This is a genomic window from Desulfosarcina variabilis str. Montpellier, from assembly GCF_048565275.1.
GTDB classification, from domain to species: Bacteria; Desulfobacterota; Desulfobacteria; order Desulfobacterales; family Desulfosarcinaceae; genus Desulfosarcina; species Desulfosarcina variabilis.
The window spans coordinates 1,962,501-1,986,899 of sequence record NZ_CP159846.1 but is presented as its reverse complement, the minus strand read 5'-3'; the positions used below and the strand labels follow the sequence as shown (position 1 = coordinate 1,986,899).

Below are 24,399 nucleotides of genomic sequence, written 5' to 3'. Positions count from 1 at the left end.
TGATAAAATAGAAACCGCCTGCATCTGGAGGAAATTGGTTTGAAGAACCAGTGGCACATCATCTATTGTGACGAGCAGACAGACCCCTGTCCGGTAACCGAATTTATCGATCGTCTGGCACCCAAGCATCAGATCAAAATCATTCGCTTTCTATCTCTTTTAGAGGAGATGGGGCCGACGCTGCCCCGCCCGTATGCGGACTTTTTAAGAGACGGCATCCACGAACTGCGTATTAAGCTTTCAGGCGACCAGATTCGCATGCTCTATTTTTTCTGTTTTCGCAAATTCATCGTTTTTTATATTGCCTTTGTCAAAAACCGCCGCCAGGTTCCTGAAACACTGATTGAGCGGGTGAAACGGTATCGCGACACGTTCATGCATCGAATGACGCCCGAAGTACTGGAGGATATAGCCCATGCAACGCTTTGACCGCTATTTTCAAAGCAAGATGAAAGATCCGGCGTTCAAGGCATTGTATGAAAAGGAATGCCATGTGTGCGCCAAAACAGTGCAGATTTTCGCAAAAGTGGAACAGGACAGCATCCCGCTTGCGGACCTGGCCGAGGCGACGGGTGCCGCCGTAGATGCACTCAAAGCACTAAAGGATGCCGATTACTGCGATCCTGAATTGGTGATTCGCCTCTGCCGGCATCTGGCGCTGTCGTCACCGGCGGACTGTCCGCGACTTGGCAAACATTATTAAGGAACAAACATGGCAATCAATTGGGAATCGAAATATTGTGAGCGGGCAAACGGCATTTACGGGTCCATGACGCGTCAGTTGATGCATCTGATCGCCAACCCCGAGGTGATTTCTTTTGGTGGCGGCTTGCCGGCCTCGGAGCTGTTTCCCGTTGATCAGGTCAAGGCGATCACCCATGATGTGCTGGATCAAAAAGGCATGGCTGTATTGCAGTACGGCACGTCCGAAGGCTATGAACCGCTCAGGCAGGCGGTAGTGGAGCGCTACAATCAGCGGGGCTTTGGCATCGGCCTGGAAAACGTTTTGATTACCTCCGGCGCACAGCAGGGGATCGACCTGGTCAGCAAGCTCTTTGTGGGCAAAGGCGATCTGATTGTGGTGGGCGATCCCACGTTTCTAACCGCTCTGCAGACGTTTAATCTATTTCAGGCCGATTATCTGACGGTTCCGGTGGATGCTGAAGGCATGCAGGTGGAGCGTCTGCCGGGTATTCTGGAAGCGCGCAACGTCAAATTCATCTACATCATGCCCAATTTCCAGAATCCCAGTGGCGCGACCCTGTCCCTCGAACGACGCCGGCAGGTGATGGAGATTGTCCGGTATTATCAGGTGCCTGTCGTTGAAGACGACGCCTACGGAGAGCTGCGCTATGACGGCGAGCATCTGCCGGCGCTCAAATCCATGGATCCCGACGGGCAGGTCATTTACCTGGGCAGTTTTTCCAAGGTGCTGAGCCCCGGCATCCGGGTCAGCGCATTGATCGCAGAAAAAAATCTCATGGAAAAACTCGTCTTTGCCAAACAGGCCGCTGACCTGCATACCGACAACCTGGCCCAGCACATCATTTATGAATTCATGCGCCGGGATTGGCTTGACGGACACATTGCCCGGCTGATCGATTTTTATCGAAAACGGCGCGATGCTATGATCCAGGCCATGACCACCTACCTACCCGCTAAAGTTACCTGGACCACCCCCAAGGCGGGCTTTTTTTGTGGCCCACGCTGCCCCCAGGCATCGATTCCGGCGTCCTTTTCGAAAAAGCGGTGGAAGCCAAGGTCGCTTATGTGCCGGGCGCCTGCTACCACGCCAAAGGCGGCGGCGAGCGCAGCCTGCGGCTGAATTTCACGGCCTGCAGTGAAGCAGTGATCGAAGAGGGCATTCAGCGGTTGGCCGCCGTCATCAATGCGAATCTGGCTTCATAGGAAACCGGAATCCGGAAATATCTTGCCGGGATTCAGAATGCCCTTGGGATCCAGCAGTTGTTTGATCCGTTGCATCACATCCAGCCCCCGGCCGTGTTCCTGGGCCATGAATTTACGTTTGCCAATACCGACACCGTGTTCACCCGTGGCAGTTCCGCCAACCGAAATCGCAAACGAGACAATTTTTTCATAGGCCTGATTCAGGCGGTCGACAAAATCCCCATCTTGCATGTCACCGATAATGTTCAGATGCAGATTACCGTCTCCGGCATGGGCAGACACACAATTTTCAAGCCCGGCCTCATAGGCCGTGCACGTAGCAAAGGCAACCATGGCGGGGAACTGGGACAGAGGCACGGCTGTATCCATCAGCAGCACGTCCTTGCCGGGATTGCAGCGTATCAAAGATTCCCCGAAATGATGCCGGGCCTGCCATAGTCCGTTGCGTTCCTTGATGCCCACACCGCTGCGAAACGCCTCGCAGCCGTGGGATGTGCAGAGTTCCTCGGCCACGGCAATGTCCTCGGCCAGGCTGTCCGCATTGGAACCGGTAAACTCGATAAACAGGGTTGTCTTTTCGTCCAGATGGATCCTGCCGTCGCGGTTGATGTAGCCGATCGCCTTGGCATCGAGAAGTTCTAACGCCGTCGGCGTTAGGCCATAACTCATGATATCGTACACCGCCTCGGCGGCAGCCTCGACCGAGTCAAAGGGAGCGACACCGGCGCTGAAATGCTCGGGAATGCCGGCCAGCTTGAGGGTGATCCGGGTGATCACGGCCAGGGTCCCCTCGGACCCGGTAAACAGGCGTACCAGGTCATAACCGGACGAACTTTTGGTGGCGCAGGAACCGGCCTGGATGATTTCCCCATTGGGCAGCACGGCCGACAGTCGCAGCACATTGTCACGGGTAGCGCCGTATTTGATGGTGCGAATACCGGAAGCGTTGTTGGCCACCATCCCGCCGATGGTGGCATCGGCGCCGGGATCAGGCGGGAAAAACAGGCCGCAGCGCCCGATCTCCTTATTGAGCCGGTTGTGGGTCACACCGGGCTGGACATCCACCTGAAAATCCTTCTCGCGAATTTTAAGGATGCGGTCCATCTGCTGAAAATCCATGACGATGCCCCCGTGCACGGCCACGCAGTTGCCTTCCAGACTGGTTCCCGCCCCCCAGGGGGTGACCGGAATCATGCGATCATAGGCCATTTTCATCACCGCAGCCACATCGTCCGTGGACCGGGGCCAGACAATCACATCCGGAAGATAGCCCTTGTGGTAGGCCTGGTCCGCGGAATGCAGATTCAGATTCGACTCACCGGTGGATATCTGATCCGCATCCAGAATTGTCTTGAGAAAAGTGAGGTCTTCTTCCGAAAAGCGCTTGAACACCATTTATCTTTCTCCCCAAAAAACACAAACAAGCGCTCATTGAATCCATTGCGTGAGCACCAACGACAACCACGGCACATAGGTAATCAGCAACAGCACCCCCCACATGAGCAAAAGATAGGGCGGCGTGGCACGGGTCACCTCGACAATGCCTTTTCCGGTGATCCCCGACGATACAAACAGATTGACACCAAACGGCGGCGTGAGAAAAGCCACCTCGATGTTGAGCACCATGATAATGCCAAAATGTACCGGGTCGATATCGAACTGCTGCAAAAGCGGCATGAAAACCGGCCCCAGCACCAGAAGGGCCGAGACAATATCCATGAAGCAGCCCATGATTAAAAGCCCGGCATTGACCAGCAGCAGAAACAGGTATTTGTTGTCGATATACTGGATCAGAAATTCAGCCACCCGCTGAGGAATCTGGTCGGCGCTGAAATAGTAGGAGAGCACCGATGCATTGGCGATAATGAACAGCAGCATGGTGGAGGTGAGCACCGATACTTTCAGTACGGGCAATAGATCGCTCGGTTTGAGGCTGCGGTGAATAACAAGCTCCACGAACAGGGCGTAGGCAAAGGCCACGGACGCTGCCTCGGTGGCGGTGAACATGCCGGAGTAAATACCGCCCAGGACCAGTACCGGCATTAACAAACTGAAGATGCCGTCCTTTACGGCGGTCTTGATTTCAGCCAGAGAGGCCTTTCGCCGGGTGCGCCAGTTGTGCTTGCGCGCCATGCAATAGGAATAGGCCATCAGGGCCCCGCCTAAGATCAAGCCGGGCAGAATTCCGGCCACAAATTGTTTGGTGACCGACACGCCCATGATCACGGCCCAGATGATCATTGGAATGCTTGGCGGAATCAGGATGCCCATGGATCCGGCACTAGTCAGCAAGCCGACGGCAAAACGCGAATCATAGCCGCTCTTGGTCAGTGCCGGAATCATGATCGTGCCGATGGCCACCACCGTGGCCGGCGATGACCCGGAAACCGCTGCGAAAAACATACAGATCAGCACCGACGTAATGGCCAGTCCCCCGGTAATCCCGCCCACAATGGCGCGGCCGATGTTGACCAGCCGTGTGGCCAGGCTTCCATGGGTCATGATGGAACCGGCGGCAATGAAAAAAATCACCGCTTGTAAGAGATCGTATTCCGCCCCCTGGTATAGCTGCTGGAACACGGCCTGGGGCGGAATGTGGGTAAACAGGGCCAGGCAGACCATGGCCGCCACACCGCAGACCACGGAAAGCGGCACCCCAAAAACCATCAGGAGCACCAGTACGGCGATGAGCAACCCCGTCATGATGGTCCCTCCGGGATATCGCCGCGCTTCAGGCCGGCAATCAACTGGCCGCTTTTGATCAGACAGCGCAGGAAAATCAGCCCCAGTCCAACGCACACCAGCGCATAAAGGTAGTGTTTGGGAATACGCAAGGTGGGCGTAAAGTGCGGATGGGCGGTCATGCGCTGAATCAGGCCGGCACCATACCGAACGACCATCAGCACGTAAGCGGCAATCAACAGGTGATTGAGCAACTCCACAGCCGTCTGCCAGCGTCCCTGCAACCTGGTTTTGATCACATCCACATAGATGTGGGAGCCGTATTTGATGCCCAACGCCGCGCCGAAAAAGGTCAACAGAACCACTTCCACATGTACCAGTTCATCCAGCCAGGTAATGGCCGAGTGAAAGGTGTAGCGCATAATCACCTGAAGGAAGGTGGAAAGGCCCATCTGCAGCACCATGAAGCACAGGACTGCCTCTTCCACGCGGTTCATAAAAGCAAAAAAACGCTGCACGCCGATTCCCCTCTTTCAAATAACGACATGGATTTCTTATTGTCTGCCCAGAAATAGGCAAATTTGGTCGAGATCAAGGCGCCCAAAAAATTTAACCACAGGCGCCCCGAAGGAAGTGCCCTTGGGGTGCATATAGTTGATATTCCGAGGATTAAATTTTTCGCGTAACGCCGATATCGGGCAAATTGGCCATTTCTGGATGGCACTATTTGCGATTGGCCTTGAGAAAGGCCAGCGCCTCATCAAACAGCGCCGGGCCGATCTTCTCACGCCATTTCTGGTGAACCGGTGCCACTGCCTTTCTGAAGCGCGCCAGTTCGGCATCGGCCACCTGATTGATCACAAAGCCCTTGTCTTTCAGGTCAGGCAGGACGACGGTGGCATCTTCCTGGCGGATCTTGGCCGTATGCCACTGGGCTGCATCGGCCATGCCCTTGACCATGATCTGGCGCAGGTCCTCGGGTAAATTCTCCAGAAACACCTGGCTGGCTACATAAACCTGGGGATTGAGGCCCAGCTTGCACAGGGACATGTATTTAAGGGCCTCATAGGTCTTGGCCCCCCAGCATTCATTGGGGGTAAGATCGATGCCGTCGATCACCCCGCGCTGCAGGGCGCTGAACACCTCGGGCCAGGGCAGTGTGATCGGGCTCGCGCCCATGGCCTCGTAGTTATCCAGAAACAGTTCGTTGGGGATCACCCGCCACTTGAATGGGCCCATATCCTCGATGCGGGTCACCGGGCCCTTGCGATTGAGAAAAGCCTTGAATCCGTGGTCGGCAATCCCGCCATAAACGAGCCCCTTGGGCTCAAACGCCGCCTCGATTTTTTTACCCACCGGACCGGCCATCAAGGCATACATCTCATCTTCGGTGTCGAACAGAAAGGCCATGGACGTCAGGGCGATTTCCGGAACAAATTCGGTCAGGGCCGAGCCGGCCACCGACACCATTTCCAGCGTTCCCACCTGAAGCGATTCGAGCATCTGGATATGGCTGCCCAATTGCCCCTGGGGATGGGTGGAGCATTTGATCCGGCCTCCGGATTCTTTTTCCACATACTGGGCAAAATACTCAGCCGCCTTGGCCTGGGCGTGCATGGGCGGCGCCACATGCCCGAAACGCATGCGGACCACATCCGCGGCCCATGCCGGGAAGCAAATAAAACCCAAAACCACCACCGTCAGCAAACTAACCCACCATTTTTTCATCTACCCGTTCTCCTTTTCACTATCCGTCGAGGTCCAATTCAACGTTATTTAACTTAAATTATTTAAAAAAATCTGTATTTTCATTACCAGGGCGGCTAATCCCCCGGTCGTAGCAGCCGCATGACACCCCGGACATCGGCTTCGTTTTCCAAACCATCGATCTTTGCCAATACCTGCCGGGCACGCGCTTCGCCCAGCACCGGCGTGGTCAGCGAAAGAAATTTGTCCACCAGCGCCTGCTCGGGTAATGGATTCGATTGATCACCGCAGCCACTCAGGACCTCGGCGGCAAGCTCACGGCCAGTGTTCAGCCGAATGATGACCCGTGCCGGGCTATGACCGGGCCGCATGGCGTCATAGGCCGGATCGAGTATCAGACGAACCTTGCCGGCCAGCCGAGCGACCATTGGATCATCCAGCACCTGATCCGTGAAAGCACTCAACCCGATACCGTGGCCGGCAAGCATCATCCCCATCAGATAGGGGATGGAAAAACGCAGGGCCTCCAGGTTGGTCGGCGGGGTGAGTGGGTGCACAGCGGCCTTGAAACTATACACATCAATGGCATCGATCGTTTCAGGATCAATCACCTGTGCATCCAAAATCTGTTGCAGCGCATCCAGGGCCGCGTGGGTGAACCGGCAGGTCGGATAGGGCTTGAAGTAGTTGTCGCCAATGGCATATTGCGCGCCCAGATCGGTTGCCAGCACGACCGGATCAAAATCCGTGGATACAAAGCGGGAAAACGTCATGGCCAGGCTGTGGGGCTCGGCCCGCATGCCGCTATCGAAAAAAAGATTGGCCATCAGACCGGCCTGGCCCGCCATGCCGGCAAAGGTGCAGGCAATACTGCAACCGGCAAAGGAATTGTTTACCAACGGATTCATGGTCAGGCCGGCGGCAATATTGGCCACCTGAACGAGCGCTTCAGGCAATCGCCGGGAAAGGGTGGCCACCCCAAGGGCCGCGCCGATTATCCCCCAATGACCGTTGGGATGCAGGCCCTCGCGCAAGTGGCAGGCCTGACTGATGCGGCAGGCGACCTCGTAGCCGCTGATCAGGCCTTCGATCAGGTGCGTGCCGGAAAGGCCGGCGGCTTCGGCCGCGGCAACAACCGCCGGTACGATCTGAATGGCCGGATGCCCCATGGCCCGCGCATGACCTTCCTCGAACTCCAGCGTGGAACCGGCCATCCCGCCCAGCAGGGCCGCCGTGATCGGATGATATTCCCCATGTTGTCCCGGCCAGGTGGATGGCCTGCTCGAAACACCCAGCGGCATTTGTCGGGCCACCTGTCCCACCGCCATTGAAGCGGCCCCGGCAACCATTACCCCCAGGGTGTCGCGCAGCACGCGTTTGGCCTGATGAACAACCGCATCGGGAATGTCGGCAATGGTCTGGCGGGATACAAATTGGCAAAGATTGAACAGTGGATCAGTTTTTATAATTGGATACAGAGCGCTTAACGACAAAACCGGAAGATAAAGACAAGTGCCGGCAACCCGGATGATCCCACCCCCTTGACGATTCAAATCAAGTAGGATCAATCGGAATATCGTCATTTTTGGTTATTTTGGGTTGGTAATGGAAAAAATAGTAAATCAAAAAAAGATTCGTTTGACACATGATGAGCATATGCCTAAAAGCATTGGATATTGGTTACCATGTGTCCGTCGGCAGGCTGCAATCCGATAGCCTAACAAAATGGTACATAAGCGGATGCTCCACCATCTCAAAAGAAAACAGAGGAGAAAACAATGAAACGGGTCTGGATAATGATGATGGTTGCTGTGATATGGACCGCTCCGGTTTGGGGCGCCGATCTCATGGTATTTAGCGGTGCAGGGCTGATGAAGCCGATGGAAGCCATGCGAAAAAATTTCGAGCAGCAACATGGCGCGACCATTGATGTGCATTACGGCAGCTCAGGTGAAATCTTCGGTATGGTGGCCGCCGGTCAACCCTGTGACGTACTGATTCCAGGGGCTGAAAAATATACCCAGGATGCGCTTAAAAACGGATGGGTGGAAAAAGAGACCATCCGAAAATTGGTGCTGCACCTGCCTGCCATTGCGGTTCCCAAGGGCAATCCCGCCAAGATCAAAGGACTTGACGATCTGGCCCGTGAAGGAGTTCGGGTATCGATCGGTGATCCCAAGGCACCGGCCATTGGTCGCGTTTCCAAAAAGCTGCTGACCAAGGCCCAGTTGTGGGAGCGTGTACAGCCTAATATCAGGGTCTATGCGCCGACGGTCAACCAGCTGCTCATTTATGTCGCGCTCAATCAGGTGGATGCCACCATCATCTGGAAAGACCTGACCAGCTGGGCCGAAGCCAAGGGAAAAATTGATGTAATCAACATCGACCCAGGGCGAAACATCATCAAAACCATTCCCACAGCGGTTTGCACCCGGACGCAAAACAGGGCCTTGGCGCTTCAATTCAATGATTACGTCGCCTCCGCCGAGGGACTTTCCATCTGGAAAGAATGGGGGTTTGAACCTTGCGCCAAATAACGGTTTTCCAACTCAGCTGTATCGGCATCTCCCTTTTTATCACCTTCCTGCTGGTGTTTGCCATCGCATCGTTGTTTCTGGTTCCGGATCTTGAAGACGTATGGAAGAATCTGTGGAGCGATGAGATGCGCTTTTCGCTCAAGCTCTCCATGCTGACGGGCATCGTCTCCACGCTGATGGTCATGGTTTTTGCCCTGCCCATTGGTTATGCGCTTTCGCGATTTGATTTTCCCTTCAAAGGGTTTGTTAAAACCATTCTGGATCTGCCGGTGGCCTTCCCGGAACTTGTCCTGGGGCTTTGCCTGTTGCTGCTTTTCGGCAACACCCTGGTGGGAGAGGTGTTCAGGCGCCTGTCGGTCGACCTGGTCTTTACCAAACAGGGCATTGTGGCGGCCCAGTTTTTCACTGCCCTGCCCTATGCCAGCCGAATCCTGAAATCGACGTTCGATTACATCAATCCACGGCTGGAGTTCGTATCCCGGTCTCTGGGCTATACCCAGCGGGAAACCTTTTTCAATGTGTCCCTGCCGCTGGCCAAAAACGGGATTCTGGCCGCCACGGTCATTTCCTTTGCCCGGTGCATCGGCACCTTCGGTACGGTACTGATCCTTGCCGGCGGGACCTATATGAAAACCGAAGTGCTGCCCATGACCCTTTACCTGAACATCTCCTACGGCAATATGGGCATGGCACTGACCAGTGGTATTGTGCTGACAACCGTTTCTTTCATCGCCATCTTTATCTTTGAAAAAGCAGAGGTCGGGATATGAGCTTCGTCGACATCGACAATCTGCATATCAATTTGGGAGAATTCCGCCTCAACGGCGTCTCATTGTCGTTGGACCGGGGAGACTATCTGTCCATCATCGGACCGACCGGAGCCGGCAAAACCATTTTTCTCGAGAGTATTGTCGGATTCTGGCGTCCCGACCAGGGGCGGATCATTCTGGACGGAAAAGAAATTACCACCGCGCTGCCTGAAAAGCGGCATATCGGCATTGTTTATCAGGATTATGCGCTGCTTCCGCATATGACGGTCTATCAAAATATCGCCTACGGGCTGAAGAAGCACAAGCCGGAGAATATGGACGAAGCGATTCGCCGCATGGCTGGGTCCCTGCACATCGACCACTTGCTGCACCGCAAACCCACCACGCTGTCCGGTGGAGAACAGCAGCGGGTCGCCCTGGCCCGGGTGCTCATCGTTGAACCGGCTCTGCTCTTGATGGACGAGCCCTTCTCCGCCCTTGATCAACAAACACGCCGTCGTGCGCGTCTGCTGCTGAAAGCGGCGATTCGGGATCACGCCACAACCGTGATTCACATTACCCATGATCTCGACGATGCATGGGCCCTGGCGAACAAATTGGCCGTATTCAAGGACGGTCGTCAGCTACAAATGGGCGCCCTACAAGAGGTGTTCAACCGGCCAAAAAATCGTTTTGTCGCCGAATTTGTGGGCACTGGATTTTATCGCGGCACGGTTGTCACCGGTAAAAACGGCAACGCCAATATCGATTTGGGGGGCATTGTACTAGAGAGTCTCGATCAGGCCCACAACGGTGATGCGGTCAATGTTGCCATCCGCCATGAAGACATCCGCGTCACCCGCAACAAACCCGCGCATGCCAATGGGGACAATGTCGTAAACGCCGCCATACAGGACATCGTTCCCGAAGGATCGTCCTCACTGCTCGATTTGCAGGTGGACAACATCGCCATACAGGCGCTGCTCCCCCATCACGCCATGCGCCGTCTGGATCTTCACCGGGGGGACCACCTGTACGCCCTGATCAGAAAAGAGCACGTCAAAATCGTCCATTTCGAATCTCAATCGAACGGCATATAGGGCAGCCGTTCATCCCTTATTGAAATTGAAGCCACTCATTGGAATCGTTCGCATCGATAAGTAACCTACGTTCCCATCAGAAACGGCAAAATAAACCGCACAACCGAATAAATCACCCCGATGGCAATGAAAAGGCCGGTAAAGACACTATGAACCCAGAATACACCCCCGATGCGGCCAGCCTCCTTCCGGGTGGAAGCGATATATGTCTTGTAAAATTCAATAATATTCGGCGCAGGATTTTTCTGATCAGCCAGGCCGCGGTCGAACAGGTATTTGGCAATGGCCGCAAAGGCGCCGGCAGCGATAATGGCTGCAACAGCCATCAGTGCCAGAACGATGATATCGGTAGTATTCATACAGTTGCCTCCAAGGCTCTGATTTAAGGGGGGAAGGGAAAACAGAATCTATCGACTCACTTTTTTTTCTCCTTGATCGCCCGCCACTGCTTCAGCCGCCCGGCAATCATCTTTTCATATCCCCTGTCCGTGGGTGAATAAAACAGACGCCCGGCAATCGCATCGGGAAGATATTCCTGAACCGCATAACCGTCCTTGGAATCGTGAGCATAACGATAGTCCTTGCCGTACCCTAGATCCTTCATCAGACGGGTGGGTGCGTTGCGGATATGCAGCGGCACAGGCAGAGCGCCTTTTTCCCGGGCCACTTTACGGGCCGCATTCCAGGCCTTGTAGACACTGTTGCTCTTGGGCGCCGTGGCCAGATAGACCGCGGCCTGGGCCAGAGCCAGAGCCCCTTCCGGGTGTCCCAGAAAACGAAAGGATTCCACGGCCCCCAGGGCGACGCGCAGGGCAAAGGGATCGGCGTTGCCCACGTCCTCGGAGGCAAAGCGCACCATGCGGCGGGCCACATAAAGGGCATCTTCACCGGCCTCGAGCATGCGCGCCAGCCAGTACAATGCCGCGTCGGGATCACTGCCCCGCAGGCTTTTGTGAAAGGCGGAAATCAGGTTGAAATGCTCATCGCCATGCTTGTCGTAAAGCAGCGCCTTTTTCTGCAGGGCCTTTTCCACATGGGCCAGGGTAATGGTCCGTTCTTCCTGGGCTTGTTCCCTGGGATCGGCCAATGCCAGGGTCGCGGCCACCTCCAGGTTGTTTAGGGCGCTGCGTGCATCACCGGAGGAAATATTGACCAAATACGCCCTTGCTTCTCCGGCAAGATGCAGTCCGAGCCCGCCTAGACCGGCCTGTTCGTCTGCCAGGGCCCGATCGATCACCTGGCCCAGTGCCGCCTCGTCCAACAGATTGAGGATGATCACCCGGCAGCGGGAAAGTAGCGCTGAAATCACTTCAAACGATGGGTTCTCGGTGGTAGCACCAATCAGGGTGATCAATCCGGATTCCACATGATGGAGGAAGGCATCCTGCTGGGCCTTGTTGAAACGGTGGATCTCGTCCACAAACAAAACCGTGCGTCGGCGCTGAAACTGGCGCTGTTTTTTGGCGTCCTCGATGGTCTCCCGGATCTGCTTGACCCCTGAAAGGACCGCTGAAAAATGGATGAAATGCGACTCGGTCTCACGGGCAATAATCCGCGCCAGGGTGGTTTTGCCGCATCCTGGTGGCCCCCATAGAATCATGGAAAAAATGCGGTCGTTCTCGACGGCATGGCGCACCAGGCTGCCCGGGCCGGTGACATCATCCTGCCCGAAAACATCGGAAAGCCGAAGGGGGCGCATGCGCTCGGCCAGGGGCCGTTGATGGTCGGTGCTGGCTTTTGCCTGTTGATCGAAAAGGTCCATACCCGCTTATATATACCAGCGGCCGGCTAAAAAAAAGTCGACGACCTATAAAATGAGGGGCCTTTTCCCTTCATTCTTAGGGCGCAGGTAAAAAACGCAATTTTTACGTTTCCATATGCAAGCGGCCAGGTAGCGGAATCCATTACCTGTAGCACCGAAAATTGCCATTGTCGTTGGATGCGACCAAAACCAACGGTGTTCGTGGCGTGGTCACCGGTTCAACCGGATTGTTGCCTTCGGTGTTGTCCTGAAAACAATCCTCAAGATCCACCATGTCAACGGGGATGGACAGTGTGTTCATTAAGTTCACCAGTGCATTGTGCAAATGACCGTCAGCGTAAAACGGACGGTAGGCCGTCAGATTGTTCTGAACCCGGAACAGATAACCGGCATAGTCGACCGTCGCCCTGATGTGCGAGGCCGTCTGTCCGCTTTTTTGGGCATGTCGCATGGTTTCCAATGTCATGTCCACCCACTGGCGCCGATTGGCCGTACTGGCATTGTTTTCTGTAACGCGCTGATAATTGAGCAGTCGTCGCATGGTCAGCTGAGTAATCTCGATGATCTGATTCAATGGTTTAATCTCCTTATTTATCAAAAGCCTGACAGTGGCCTTTATTTTTCTTCAAGACGGTTTATCGCGCGGGCGATTTCATCATCATCGTTGCCAGGATCAAAATGGTCGGCAAACACGCCTTTTTGAACGCCTGTGTCTGGGTACTTGAGCAATGGCCATGCCATGGCTTTAAAAAATACGTATTTATAATTTTTTCAGATAGTTTTTTAACGACAGAAGTAATGCCGGACTCGAATTGAAGATAAGACAGAAGGTAAAAATTAGATATTACTGGAAAAAGCAACTAATTAAGGGTCACCGTAGATCAAAAAAATGGGGCAATCCTGCCCCTTCTCCGGTGAAAGACTATATTTTAATTGATATTTCAACGGGATAATTGATGGGGCATGAATGGTACAAAACAGGCCTATTCGATTCCGTAGCGCTTCATCTTTCTCAGCAGGGTTTTGCGGTCGATTTTTAACATGGCCGCCGACTGTCCACGACGCCAGCGATTATGTTCCAGCACCTTTAAAATGACCTGCCTTTCAAAGGCCTCCATTTCCGCATGAAGGCCAGAGGAAGGTGGGTGGGAGGACAATTCATTAAGTTCCAACAGGTTGCCGCCAAGCGCAGCGGTGGGGGTGAAAAAGCTGAAGTTTCCGGTTGCCGCAAACCGCTGGATCGTATTTTGAAGTTCGCGGACATTGCCAGGCCAGGCATAATTCTTGAGCGCCTCCCGAACAGCCGGGGGGATGGATAGCGGCTTGTCTGCCGAGCCAAATTTCTCGAGAAAATGATCGATCAGCAGAGAAATATCCTGTGGCCGCTCACGCAATGTGGGCATCTCTATCGGAAATACATTGATCCGGAAATAAAAATCCTCCCGCATCAGCCCCTGATTGAGATGTTCCTGAAGATCCACATTGGTGGCGGCAATGATACGCAGATCCGGCTTCCTGGTTTCACTGCCGCCAACCGGCGTGTAGCCGTACCCATCAATCACGCGAAGAAGTTTGACCTGCATGATGGGACTCAAGGCTTCCAGTTCATCAAGAAACAGGCTGCCGCCATCAGCTGCATCCAAATACCCCCGTGTATCACTGCTAGCGCCGGTAAACGCGCCTTTCTGGTAGCCAAAAAATTCACTTTCCAACAGGTTGTCAGGTATCGCACCACAATTCACCGGAACGAACGCCTTTTTTTTACGATCACTCAAATCGTGAATCGCCCGGGCAACCAGTTCCTTTCCGGTGCCTGATTTTCCCATGATGACTACACTGGCATTGGTTCCGGCAGCACGTACGATCTGTTCGTAAACGACCTGCATGGCAGGACTGCGGCCAATGATGACGCCCAGTCGATAGCGATCCTTGAAGGAGGTTTTAAGGTTCTTGTTTTCGCGAGCCAGTTCCATTTCTGCGTGCTTGCGCTCGGTGACGTCGGTAATAAAGCCCTCGATGGAAATCACTTTGCCTTGCGCCGAATAATGCCCGAGGCCCTGTTCCCAGACCCATTTTTCTTCGCCGGAACGGGCGCGGATTCTGTAGGTCACGCCGAATTTCTTTTTCTCCCGCAGGGCCTGTTTAACCTTTTGCCTGACCACCTGCTGATCATCGGGGTGAATCAACCGGGTAAAGGCTTGATCGAGCGGCCCAGTGAATGCTTGTGTCTCGTAACCGGTCAGTTCCTTGCATCCCGGACTGATAAACCGAACCTGCCATCCATCGACGTACTTACACTGGTAAACGATACCCGGAAAATTGTCCAGCAGGGTCGCCATCAGGCGCTCGCTTTCCCGCAAGGCCCGCTCCGCCTTTTTCTGGTCGGTGATATCAATGAGGGACAGGATACTCTTATCGGTACCGGGAACCATATCCACGCTCACATTGATCAGACGCTGGTTTTCCTTACCACATAGCAATTGAAAGTTGTATTCAGCCGGTGCCTGCCCCCCGTCCAGGCGTCTTTGATCGTGATAGTACTGTAATCGTTCACGATCCTCCGGCGCCACTAGATCAAGGAAAAGGATTGGCTTGTCGGTGCGCATCTTGCCGATACCGGACAGCCGCCCGAACTCACTGTTGAAGGAAAAAACAGACATATCGGCGTTGAGCACGACAATGGCGGTACCGGTATGCTCAAACAAGGTCCGATACCAATCGTCTGTTCCGTTTTGCATGGCAATTATTTGTTGTTGTTTCCGTTCCATAATCATTTTCAGGGTAAAGGATTAATTCTGGATTTGCAATCATTCAGGTGGATGCCCCGGCAGATGTCCATCAGCCGGATATCTTCATCGAACTGAAGCGACGAAAAATACCGGTTGCCTATGGTCCGCTGGACTCTTTCGCATACAAGGTGGAACTTCGCCACGAGAACTGGCGCAATCTGCGCCATTTGATCGACTCCAAGGTCTTTTTCGGTCTGATTACCGATCATCCGGATATCTTTATGGCATGCAGATTCAGATCAATATCGATAAAAACAGCGGCATACCGGTTTACATCCAGCTATGGGAACAGATCCGTATCATGATCCGCAACGGCTCCCTCAAGGCCGGAGATCTCATGCCCACCACCCGGGGTCTCGCAGTCCAATTGGGTATCAACGTCAACACCGTGGCCCGGGTGTACCGGGATCTGCAAACGACAGGCCATCTAAGCTTACAGCGAGGGGTGGGCACCTTTGTGGCCGACGGGGTGGATCGGCCCTTGGCAAAGCAGGAGTTTGCCGCCCTGGCGCAAAAAGTGGCGCAGATCATTCAAATCAGCAGAGATGCGGGCATCACCTGTGCAGAGCTGACTCAATTCATCACCACCAAGTGGAAGGAGGACGACCATGTTTAAAGGCAGTCTGAATATTATCTCCGGTATCGTGGCAGTGCTTTTTTTGGGAATCGCCGGGCTGGGCGGGCTGATGGGCCTGTCCCAGCCGGCAATTTTCGGGATTTTGCTTGTCGGAGCCATACTGACATTGTCGCCGCGCATGGTGCTGGAATGGGAAAAAGGCGCCCTCGTGGTGGTGCCCTCTAGCATGCAGGATTCCCTGGGCGGTCAGGTCTTGGGCATGGCCGCCCAGGGTTCCGGCACACCGGCAGGCAGCAGCGGGCGGGAGCCTAAACCATGATTGCCATACGGGTAATGGACAAGCTGCTGCATGAGAAAACGATTCGGCTGGGGCACACCGTTGTGGAGGGGAGCTCGGTGTATCCCTTTTTCCGCGAAACCGGCGAAGTGGTGTATTTGATGGTGGTCCTGCCCCACGAGCCCAGAGTATTTATGCTGCCGTATACAAAAGGGATGATCTATGTGCATCTTTGGGGTGTCGTGCGTATGGAGGTCAACCTGGACCAGTTGAAAGCCTTGGGAGACTTGCAGGCAAAGCAACTTGACGACCTGTTCCACAATGATAGCAAATGGGTGCTAAAAGAAGAGCGGTTTAAAAATTATTGGGCAAGGGATATCATTCAACAGACCAATTGTGCCGAAACCCTCCGGGAACAAATCGGAAAAGAAATCAAAAATCTTCGGTTTTCCAAGGATCTGTCGAAGCTGGTATCCGTTGGGTTGCGACCCAGGAGCCTGAACGTATCAAGCACCCTGTCCGCAGATGAGGTGTTGGCATCCATAGCCGAATCCGGCTCTAAGAAGTCGGGAGCCTGAGCAGAAAACGGAAACCAGCAATGGGAGCTGGATCCGGTATGGGAAAATTGGATGGCCCTCGATACCATTTGGGTTGAGTGACAAAACCAAACGATGATCAATATCATGTAAGAAAGCGTTGAGCCTGCCCCCCGATGGCTATCTTCTATCCCGCCGTTTTCTTTTTCTCTTAAGCGGCGTACGCTTTTTGTTCAAGAAATCGGGATTTTTTCCGGTGCGCTGCCGTAGCATCAGACGCAAGGGGGTTTTGTCCAATTTAAAGGCCTCGCGGATCTGGTTCACCAAATAGCGTTGGTAGGAAAAGTGCACGGCATCAGGAAAATTGACAAAACTGACAAAGCTAGGCGGCCGGGTGGACACCTGGGTGGCATAGTAGAATTTAAGCCGCTTGCCCTTGTGCAGCGACGGCGGTGTCCGTTCCAGGGCCTGCTCCATGACCTTGTTCAACTGGCCGGTGGTAATGCGGATCGCATACTGGTCAAAGACCTGATCCACCACGGGAAATATTTTGGGGATGCGCTGTCCGGTCTTGGCCGACACCGTCAGGACCGGCGCAAAACTTAAAAATTTAGAGGCCATGCGCAGGTTTTCAGTCATGCGCTTGAGGGCCTTACCGTCCCGGTTGTCCACCAGATCCCATTTGTTGAACAGAAAAATCGCCCCGCAGCCGCGGTCATGGGCGTATCCGGCAATCCGAACATCCTGGTCGGATATTCCCTCTTCAGCGTCGATGATGATCAGTGCCACATGACAGCGCTCCAGGCTGCGTAGCGCCTTGATGATCGAAAACTTTTCCAGCCGCAGGGAGACCTTGCCCTTGCGCCGGATGCCCGCCGTATCGATGAGCACATAATTGCGCCCGCCTCTGGAAAAAACCGAATCAATGGAATCCCGAGTGGTGCCGGCAACATCGCTGACCACCAGGCGCTCCTCCCCCAAAATTGCATTGATCAGTGATGATTTTCCGGCGTTGGGCTTGCCGATCACGGCAATTCGAACAGCATCGGGGTGCTCGTCCTGATCGGCATCCTGGGGAAACACGTCGGTCAGTTCGTCTAGAAAGTCGGCGACCCCGTATCCATGCTCTGCCGAGACGGGAAACAACCGCTCGATCCCCAGGCCATAAAAATCAAACAGGGCATCTTCCTGCTGTTCGCCATCAATCTTGTTGACCACGTAAAACACCGGTTTGTCCATGGCCCGCAGGTTATGGATCAGGTCCGTATCAAAAGGCGAACTGCCGCATTTTCCATCTAACACCAGGACCACCGCGTCGGCCTCTTCAATGGCCTGGAAGACCTGCTGCCGGATGTGCGGAGCAAAGGCGTCATCGTCCCCTTCCGCAAAACCGCCGGTATCCACCAGGGTAAACAGCTTGTCGTTCCAGCGAGCATCCCCAAAGTTTCTGTCCCGGGTCACACCAGGCAGGTCGTCAACGATGGCATCTCGGGACTTCGTAATCCGGTTAAATAAAGTCGACTTGCCAACATTGGGTCTGCCGACAATGGCAACAATGGGTTTCATGGTCTATCTATCCAAATGGGTATACTTTCGATTCGGTAACCGGCGGTCCTTCAACCTTCAACCTTCAACCTTCAACCTTCAACCTTCAACCTTCAACCTTCAACCTTCAACCTTCAACCTTCAAAGCTATATCCCAGGTAAGATTGGCATGTCAAACCCAGAAGAAGCCAAGCAGCGAACAAAGTACCTAAATTGTCAATGAAATAGGTTTTACGGGGTGGCGATATGGTGTATGCTCCTTTTGTTTGTGAAAACAATTCGCACTGCCTTCAATCAGCCTTTTTTTTCAACAAAAGGGGGTTCAATGCCGGATCTGGCCTATCTGAATGGGGAAATAATGCCCATTGAAAAAGCTATGGTGCCCATTGAAGACCGTGGTTATCAGTTCGGTGACAGCGTCTACGAGTATATCGCCACCTATGATGGGCGTTTTTTTATGCTGGAAGCGCATCTGGATCGCCTGGAACGCTCCATGAGCGAATTGAATTATGCCCCCATCGCCAGGGATGAGCTCAAGACCGCCATTGAGGAATTAAATCACCAGGCCGGTTACCCACGGGCCGGCATCTACATCCAGATATCCCGGGGCGTGGCACCGCGCAACCATGCCTTTGATGCAAAGCTTGCCCACCAGTTTGTAATGACCGTCCGTGCTGTGCATGAGTTACCCAAAGAAGCCCGATCCAAGGGAATAAACGCCATCACCATCCCGGATATGCGTTGGGGCCGGTGTGATATCAAAACCGTTCAGTTACTGGCCAACAGCCTGGCCAAACAAAAAGCCCTTGATGCAGGTTGTGACGATGCCATCTTTGTGTCCCAACACGGCATCGTCCGCGAAGGAACCAGTTCGAATGTTTTTATCGTTTCCGGCAAACAGTTGATGACGCACCCCCTCACAGAAAACATCCTTGCGGGAATCACGCGTATGGTCATTATTCAAATCTGTAAAAAGATAGGCCTGGATGTGAATATCACCTTGTTCAACACGGAAGCACTATACAACGCTGACGAAGTATTTCTCACCGGAACGGTTACTGAAATACTTCCGGTAGTGCGCATTGATGGGAATGGGATTGGAAAGGGCAAGCCGGGATCGATTAGCCGTAAGTTATTCAAACGCCTACGGGAGCGTGCACTGGCAGGCGAGCCGGATTGATACCGACAAAGGGTTCAAGGGGTCGAGGATTCGAGGGACCAAGGGGCCGCGTGCCTGTAGTAGTTTACCCAAATAAGCAACCGGGGTCGTGCAAACTTTGATTCACTTGAACCCTTGAGTCCTCGAATCCTCGACCCCCTTATTTTTCCTCATCCACGACCACCCGCGGAACTCGGCGAGAAATACCACAGGTCAGTTCATAGGGAATCGAGCCCATGGCTTCAGCGACATCTATTACCTGAATGGACCCGTTTTCGGTATCACCCCAAATCAAAACCTCATCGCCCACGTTCACAGGGTCATCCCCGACATCGACCATTATCTGGTCCATGGTGATCGTCCCCACCACCGGATAGTATCGCGTGCCAATCATTACCTGGAGTTGCCCTGTCAAGTGTCGCCGCAATCCGTCCGCATAGCCGATGGGCAAAACAGCGATGGTGGTTTCCCGGTCAGTCTGCCATCGTCTGCCATAGCTCACGTTGTGGCCGGCAGGCAGCCGCCGCAGGTGAGCAATCCGGGTGGTCAGGCGCATCACCTGCTTAAGCGGGATGGATCTGCCGGTATCTTTTGACGGATAATGCCCGTAAAGCATGATACCGCAGCGACAGGTATCAAAGCGAGTTTCGGGCATGTCGAGAATCGCACCACTATTGGCCATATGGACCATGGGGGGAATTTGGCTATTCGCCTTCAAGCGCCGTAGAATCGCCTGGAAGCAGTTTAACTGAAGATGGGCGTAGGTCTTGTCGGTTTCGTCTGACGTGGCAAAATGGCTGTATACGCCCTCCCAAACGCAGTGTGATGATCGGGTCAACATATCAACAACTGTCTGTTCCTGCGCGGGCAGCACGCCGACCCGCCCCATGCCGGTTTCCATGTTCACATGGACATGGGCCGGACGGTTTCCGGCAGCCTTTTCGATCCAGCGGATATCTTCCTCACCAAACACAGTGAGCCTGAATCCAGCCCGAATCGCATCGGGCAGTTCTTCGGGAAACAAACGGCCAAAGATGAGAATGGGCACGTGAATGCCGCTGTCCCGCAACGCCATGGCCTCTTGAAATTGGGCAACCGCCAACAATTGGGCACCTTCATCGACCAAGCATTTGGAAACGCGGACCGCGCCATGACCGTAGGCGTCCGCTTTTACTACGGGGATCAACCGGGCCGGGGCGATGGCGCGCTGGATTTGGTGGAAATTGAATCGCAGATGATCAAGATGGATTCGGGCACTGGTTTGAAGACGCATGTTAATTTTCCCAAGGGTAGCTTGCTTGGCGAACTGCCGTCAATCAATGCAGATGTATTTTTGAAATAGCATGGAAACTTTTTCTCTGGCAAGCCTATTTACCAGACCGGCAACAACCATCGTTGTACTTTTTGTTTACGGCCGTTTCCATTCAACGCCTGCATTGACAAAGATCTTGCCCTCATGTAGGCATTAAAATAATTCTACATTCTATCATTGGTGAAAAATAATCGGAGGCAATATGGTTCGACTTATCACTCGTTCTTGGTTGAAGATTGTTTTGGTCGGATTGTTTTTGGCTGTCGGAATAGCCTGTGCCAAAAAACCTTTCATTTACGTTGATTATCGCTTGCCCCCGGGAATGGATAGCCTTGAAGGACGCACTGTGTTTGTTGAGACCAACGATCTTAGAGTCAATAAGGAGGTGTTCAATCCCCGAGCCAAAAAAGTTTTCAAAAACTTTACCGGGCTGTTTTCTCTATCGCTGGTCAAATCTGACGACGAACAAACGCTAAAAGGGGCTTACACCCTGCCAAGGCTTTTTGAAACGGCATTAAAAGAACGCCTGCAGAATATGGGCATTACCATTGAAAAAGAGCAATCCCCCAACACTCCCATTTTTAAAATTGAAATCAATCAGTTCCGTGTTAATTTAGTCGGTCAAAAATGGATAGCGGATATCAGTTACGAAGTTCACTTGACCCAAGACCAAAAGACCACTTCCCGAGAGACAGTAACCGGTAGCGCCGAACGACTGAAAATTATGGGTGGGGGTGGTGCTGAGAAGATTATGGGTGAAATTTTTACGGAAATGATCAACCGATTGGATATCAACCGGCTGTTTCAACAGGCGAATTTGTAATTATTCGATACCGTACAGTTTCATCTTACTTAACAACGAGGGGTGACTGATTTCAAGCAGACTTGCCGTATGCGTGCGGTTGCCATCTGTTGCCGCCAATGCCTTTCGAATCATCCGCGCTTCCAGTTCAGCCCTGGCGACTTTTAATGAGAAGCCATCATACCCACTGTTGGCAACGGTTTCCGAATCATTTGCCGGCCTGGCCGTCCCAAAATCAAAATTGGTCAATTCCAGGGTGGTCCCGTCTGCAAGCACAATGGCGCGTTCGATGGTATTTTCGAGCTGCCTGATGTTGCCGGGCCAATTGTATTGCATCAGCTTGGTCATAGCCGCTGAAGAGATGTTTTTGATGTGGCTGCCCAGACTATCATTGAAACGGTTTATAAAGAATTGACATAATAATGGGATATCCTCGGATCGCTCGCGAAGCGGCGGGAGTTTGATCGGTACAACATTAAGACGATAAAAAAGGTCCTCCCTGAATTTTCCGGAACTCATTTCCGATTCAAGATCTTTGGCCGTGGCCGCAATCACCCTGACATCGATCGTTTTGGCCTTGGCCCCACCAATGGGGCGTATTTCATTTTCCTGAAGCACCCGTAGAAGCGTGGGCTGCAAGGAAGTGGGCACATCGCCAATTTCATCCAGAAAAAGGGTCCCCCCCTGGGCAACTTCAAAAAGGCCTTTTTTATCTTTATCCGCACCGGTAAAGGCGCCTTTAACATGGCCAAACAATTCGCTTTCCATGAGGTTTTCAGGAATCGAGGCACAATTGACAGCGACCATGGGGCCGGAGCGTCTCTCGCTCTCCTGGTGGATCCCCTGGGCAACCAGTTCTTTCCCCGTACCACTTTCCCCTGTTATCAGCACGGTGCTGTCAAACCGGGCAACTTTAAGCGCAACAGAAAAAACGGCCTGGATGGCAGGGCTCCTGCCCACCATGTTTGCAAAAGACAGATTGCCCCCCATCCGCTGAATGCGATCCTTGAGCTGGATATTTTCCTTTTTAAGCCGCTCCCGTTCTTCTGCCTTTTTGATGGTCAGACGTATCTCTTCATTTTTAAAGGGCTTGGAAATGAAATCGTATGCACCAAGCTTCATCGCCTCGATGGCCATATCGATACTGCCAAAAGCAGACATCATGATCACCGTGGTGTCTTGCAGTCGCTCCCTGCCCGCTTTTAAAAATTCCATTCCGCTCATCTGAGGCATCTTGACATCACACAGGACAAAGTCAAAAGACTGTTTATCGAGCATGGCCAGTCCTGCGGCACCATCTTTGGCGGTTGAAACCGCATAACCATAGCGTGAGAGCATGGTTTGCAGCATGTGACGCATATTCTCTTCATCGTCGATAATCAAAATGCGGGTTGTTGTTTTTTGTTTTTGCATGGTCTCAACCTAATCTTCCGGGCAATGGTCATCGTTATCCATTGTAAATGAGGGCAGGACCACATGAAAAGCGGCACCGGACGCCGCATGTTGATCCACAGAGATGTGCCCGCCTAACCGTTCTATGATCATAAAAGAGACACTGAGCCCCAAGCCGGTACCTTTGCCAGGTTCCTTGGTCGTATAAAAAGGGTCGAAAATACGGGGCAAATGGGATGGATCAATGCCGGGTCCGCTATCTTCAATCGTCACCGTGATCGCCGCCTGCCCGGAAAGATGGGACTCGTTTGTTTCTAATCCCGATTGTTCGGTAATGATTCTAATCCACGCATCGTCGGCACAATGCGCATTGACCTCATCCACGGCATTGAGCAAAATATTTAAAAAAACCTGCCGAAGTTGATCGGGATCGGCAAACACGATGTCATTCATCGCACCCAACGATAGATGAATATTGATGTGCGCAGCTGCCGACTGGTAGCTGAAGACAGAAACGAGATCCTTGAGCAGCTGATGCATGCTTACCGGCTTTGTCTCCCCTGGCGATGATCGCGACATATCGAGCATTTGCCGGATGATATTATTGATCCGGGTAATTTCCTTTTCAGAACGATCAATAAAATCGATACGATCATCGGCAGACAAGTCCGACTGTTTCAACAGATCCAGATATCCCAGTACGATGCCAATGGGATTGCCGATTTCATGGGCGATGCCCGAGGTCAATCGTCCGACGGATGCCATCTTTTCCGCTCGAATCACATCATTCTGCGCTTTTTTTAGCTCTTTGTTGGCGTTTCTCAATGATCCGATCGTGTCTTTAAGAACTTTTTTATCTTCGGCAATTCGATTCAGCATCTTGTTCAAAGAAGAAGACAGGACGGAAAATTCATTATCTTCCTTTCGAACAGAAAAAAACAGATTTTCCTCATCCCGAAATGTTTCAGCCAGGTTAGCCAGTCGCTTTAACGGCCGGTAATACAGCCGCAAAAGCTGTTGATTACCAATCAGGGCGAATAAAAAGCTGACAACGATGACAAAAACCAAGGCGATTTTCTGAATTCGATTGAAGTCTCGGTACTGTTCAGTCAGAGAAAATTCAACCCCGCCAGCGGCAATTGTATGACCTTTGGATTTTACAGGATAAGTGAGAATAACAAACTTATGCTGAAAAAAGAACCACCCTAATAGGATCGTATGCTTTGTTGCCAGTTGATTTCCAGATCGTAATGTTTGAAGGACCAAACGATCTAACTCGTCCTGCCGTCCCTGGATTCTGTTTAAGGCTGTGCCTATAAAAGGGCTTTTGACGAAAAGAAACCGTTCGTTTTGGTCTACCAACACCGGCATCAACGATTTTTCCGTCTTGTCGGGATTCATTGTCAGCAGGCTTGCTTTTTTTTCACAGACCGCTATCAACGCTTGCTTTTTTTGGTCGATGGTTTGCGTGATATTGCGCTCTAAAAAGATGAACAGTATCAGAACATCAATGAGCATCATCGCCAGAAAAAATAGAATCCAGAATTGAAGAAACAAACGCTTTT

Annotated in this window: 25 protein-coding genes (1 of these 25 cut by a window edge); 11 read left to right on the top strand and 14 right to left on the bottom strand. The window is 52.8% G+C overall.

From position 1 onward, the window contains the following. The first annotated feature begins 39 nt into the window (after window positions 1–39). From Dvar_RS08825 to Dvar_RS08815, 3 genes are read left to right on the top strand one after another with little or no spacing between them, the layout of a single operon-like run. Window positions 40–429, top strand: a complete 390-nt coding sequence (locus Dvar_RS08825; RefSeq protein WP_419661314.1) for a type II toxin-antitoxin system RelE/ParE family toxin — start codon at window positions 40–42, stop codon at window positions 427–429. Continuing rightward, window positions 416–703 carry a hypothetical protein gene (locus Dvar_RS08820; protein WP_419661313.1) on the top strand — a complete coding sequence of 96 codons (288 nt, stop codon included), beginning with the start codon at window positions 416–418 and terminating at the stop codon, window positions 701–703. Before Dvar_RS08825 ends, Dvar_RS08820 begins: the two co-directional genes overlap by 14 nt. Before the next feature lie 9 nt (window positions 704–712). After that, the gene (locus tag Dvar_RS08815; RefSeq protein WP_419661312.1) at window positions 713–1,825 is read left to right on the top strand and encodes a PLP-dependent aminotransferase family protein; all 1,113 of its coding nucleotides are present in this window, start codon (window positions 713–715) and stop codon (window positions 1,823–1,825) included. 77 nt (window positions 1,826–1,902) lie between these two features. Here the strand turns inward: Dvar_RS08815 and Dvar_RS08810 are convergent, their stop codons facing one another. The 5 genes from Dvar_RS08810 to Dvar_RS08790 all read right to left on the bottom strand — a co-directional run bounded on the left by Dvar_RS08810 (window position 1,903) and on the right by Dvar_RS08790 (window position 7,865). After that, window positions 1,903–3,303, bottom strand: coding sequence for an FAD-binding oxidoreductase (locus tag Dvar_RS08810; protein WP_419661311.1), 1,401 nt, complete (start codon window positions 3,301–3,303; stop codon window positions 1,903–1,905). Between the two features lie 33 nt (window positions 3,304–3,336). Then, window positions 3,337–4,611 carry a TRAP transporter large permease gene (locus Dvar_RS08805; RefSeq protein WP_419661310.1) on the bottom strand — a complete coding sequence of 425 codons (1,275 nt, stop codon included), beginning with the start codon at window positions 4,609–4,611 and terminating at the stop codon, window positions 3,337–3,339. Beyond that, window positions 4,608–5,108, bottom strand: a complete 501-nt coding sequence (locus tag Dvar_RS08800) for a TRAP transporter small permease (RefSeq protein ID WP_419661309.1) — start codon at window positions 5,106–5,108, stop codon at window positions 4,608–4,610. The genes Dvar_RS08805 and Dvar_RS08800 overlap by 4 nt, the downstream gene beginning before the upstream one ends. Before the next feature lie 205 nt (window positions 5,109–5,313). Continuing rightward, a complete protein-coding gene (locus tag Dvar_RS08795) occupies window positions 5,314–6,318 on the bottom strand; it encodes a TRAP transporter substrate-binding protein (RefSeq protein WP_419661308.1) in 1,005 nt (334 codons plus the stop codon). 95 nt (window positions 6,319–6,413) lie between these two features. Further along, a complete protein-coding gene (locus Dvar_RS08790) occupies window positions 6,414–7,865 on the bottom strand; it encodes an MmgE/PrpD family protein (protein ID WP_419661307.1) in 1,452 nt (483 codons plus the stop codon). A gap of 210 nt (window positions 7,866–8,075) precedes the next feature. Between Dvar_RS08790 and modA the strand changes: the two genes are divergently transcribed. The 3 genes from modA to Dvar_RS08775 are packed head-to-tail and all read left to right on the top strand — an operon-like array spanning window position 8,076 to window position 10,683. Beyond that, a complete protein-coding gene (modA, locus tag Dvar_RS08785) occupies window positions 8,076–8,834 on the top strand; it encodes a molybdate ABC transporter substrate-binding protein (RefSeq protein ID WP_419661306.1) in 759 nt (252 codons plus the stop codon). After that, window positions 8,822–9,604, top strand: a complete 783-nt coding sequence (locus Dvar_RS08780; protein WP_419661305.1) for an ABC transporter permease — start codon at window positions 8,822–8,824, stop codon at window positions 9,602–9,604. The genes modA and Dvar_RS08780 overlap by 13 nt, the downstream gene beginning before the upstream one ends. Next, window positions 9,601–10,683 (top strand): ABC transporter ATP-binding protein, encoded by a 1,083-nt coding sequence (locus Dvar_RS08775; RefSeq protein ID WP_419661304.1) that lies wholly within the window; start codon window positions 9,601–9,603, stop codon window positions 10,681–10,683. The genes Dvar_RS08780 and Dvar_RS08775 overlap by 4 nt, the downstream gene beginning before the upstream one ends. Before the next feature lie 65 nt (window positions 10,684–10,748). On the opposite strand, the gene Dvar_RS08770 is transcribed toward Dvar_RS08775, so the two are convergent. The 5 genes from Dvar_RS08770 to Dvar_RS08750 all read right to left on the bottom strand — a co-directional run bounded on the left by Dvar_RS08770 (window position 10,749) and on the right by Dvar_RS08750 (window position 15,443). Then, complete coding sequence (locus tag Dvar_RS08770) at window positions 10,749–11,042, bottom strand: hypothetical protein (protein ID WP_419661303.1); 294 nt, start codon at window positions 11,040–11,042, stop codon at window positions 10,749–10,751. A gap of 56 nt (window positions 11,043–11,098) precedes the next feature. Continuing rightward, window positions 11,099–12,445, bottom strand: coding sequence for a replication-associated recombination protein A (locus Dvar_RS08765; protein ID WP_419661302.1), 1,347 nt, complete (start codon window positions 12,443–12,445; stop codon window positions 11,099–11,101). A 142-nt stretch (window positions 12,446–12,587) separates the two neighbouring features. Next, the gene (locus tag Dvar_RS08760; RefSeq protein ID WP_419661301.1) at window positions 12,588–13,019 is read right to left on the bottom strand and encodes a hypothetical protein; all 432 of its coding nucleotides are present in this window, start codon (window positions 13,017–13,019) and stop codon (window positions 12,588–12,590) included. 409 nt (window positions 13,020–13,428) lie between these two features. Further along, window positions 13,429–15,213: a sigma 54-interacting transcriptional regulator gene (locus Dvar_RS08755; protein ID WP_419661300.1), complete on the bottom strand. Its 1,785-nt coding sequence runs from the start codon at window positions 15,211–15,213 to the stop codon at window positions 13,429–13,431. An 8-nt stretch (window positions 15,214–15,221) separates the two neighbouring features. Beyond that, on the bottom strand, window positions 15,222–15,443 hold the full coding sequence (locus tag Dvar_RS08750) for a hypothetical protein (protein ID WP_419661299.1): 222 nt from the start codon (window positions 15,441–15,443) through the stop codon (window positions 15,222–15,224). 17 nt (window positions 15,444–15,460) lie between these two features. On the opposite strand from Dvar_RS08750, the gene Dvar_RS08745 reads away from it, so the two are divergent. Genes Dvar_RS08745 through Dvar_RS08735 form a run of 3 tightly spaced genes read left to right on the top strand, consistent with a single transcriptional unit; the run spans window position 15,461 to window position 16,666 of the window. Beyond that, window positions 15,461–15,850 (top strand): GntR family transcriptional regulator, encoded by a 390-nt coding sequence (locus Dvar_RS08745; RefSeq protein WP_419661298.1) that lies wholly within the window; start codon window positions 15,461–15,463, stop codon window positions 15,848–15,850. After that, entirely contained in the window at window positions 15,843–16,130 is a 288-nt protein-coding gene (locus tag Dvar_RS08740; protein ID WP_419661297.1) for a hypothetical protein, read from the top strand. The genes Dvar_RS08745 and Dvar_RS08740 overlap by 8 nt, the downstream gene beginning before the upstream one ends. Then, window positions 16,127–16,666 (top strand): hypothetical protein, encoded by a 540-nt coding sequence (locus Dvar_RS08735; RefSeq protein ID WP_419661296.1) that lies wholly within the window; start codon window positions 16,127–16,129, stop codon window positions 16,664–16,666. The genes Dvar_RS08740 and Dvar_RS08735 overlap by 4 nt, the downstream gene beginning before the upstream one ends. Before the next feature lie 138 nt (window positions 16,667–16,804). Here the strand turns inward: Dvar_RS08735 and der are convergent, their stop codons facing one another. Continuing rightward, complete coding sequence (gene der / locus Dvar_RS08730; RefSeq protein ID WP_419661295.1) at window positions 16,805–18,190, bottom strand: ribosome biogenesis GTPase Der; 1,386 nt, start codon at window positions 18,188–18,190, stop codon at window positions 16,805–16,807. A 304-nt stretch (window positions 18,191–18,494) separates the two neighbouring features. Between der and Dvar_RS08725 the strand changes: the two genes are divergently transcribed. Further along, the gene (locus Dvar_RS08725; protein ID WP_419661294.1) at window positions 18,495–19,349 is read left to right on the top strand and encodes a D-amino acid aminotransferase; all 855 of its coding nucleotides are present in this window, start codon (window positions 18,495–18,497) and stop codon (window positions 19,347–19,349) included. Window positions 19,350–19,488: 139 nt separating this feature from the next. Here the strand turns inward: Dvar_RS08725 and alr are convergent, their stop codons facing one another. Beyond that, entirely contained in the window at window positions 19,489–20,601 is a 1,113-nt protein-coding gene (alr, locus tag Dvar_RS08720) for an alanine racemase (RefSeq protein WP_419661293.1), read from the bottom strand. Window positions 20,602–20,986: 385 nt separating this feature from the next. On the opposite strand from alr, the gene Dvar_RS08715 reads away from it, so the two are divergent. After that, window positions 20,987–21,463 carry a hypothetical protein gene (locus Dvar_RS08715; RefSeq protein WP_419661292.1) on the top strand — a complete coding sequence of 159 codons (477 nt, stop codon included), beginning with the start codon at window positions 20,987–20,989 and terminating at the stop codon, window positions 21,461–21,463. Here Dvar_RS08715 and Dvar_RS08710 read toward each other — a convergent pair whose 3' ends face one another. Both Dvar_RS08710 and Dvar_RS08705 read right to left on the bottom strand, forming a co-directional pair. Then, entirely contained in the window at window positions 21,464–22,855 is a 1,392-nt protein-coding gene (locus tag Dvar_RS08710; RefSeq protein WP_419661291.1) for a sigma-54-dependent transcriptional regulator, read from the bottom strand. A 9-nt stretch (window positions 22,856–22,864) separates the two neighbouring features. Continuing rightward, window positions 22,865–24,399 carry the 3' portion of a sensor histidine kinase gene (locus Dvar_RS08705; RefSeq protein WP_419661290.1) on the bottom strand. It continues 19 nt past the right edge of the window, so only the last 1,535 of its 1,554 coding nucleotides appear in the window; its start codon lies beyond the right edge, outside the window; the stop codon is at window positions 22,865–22,867.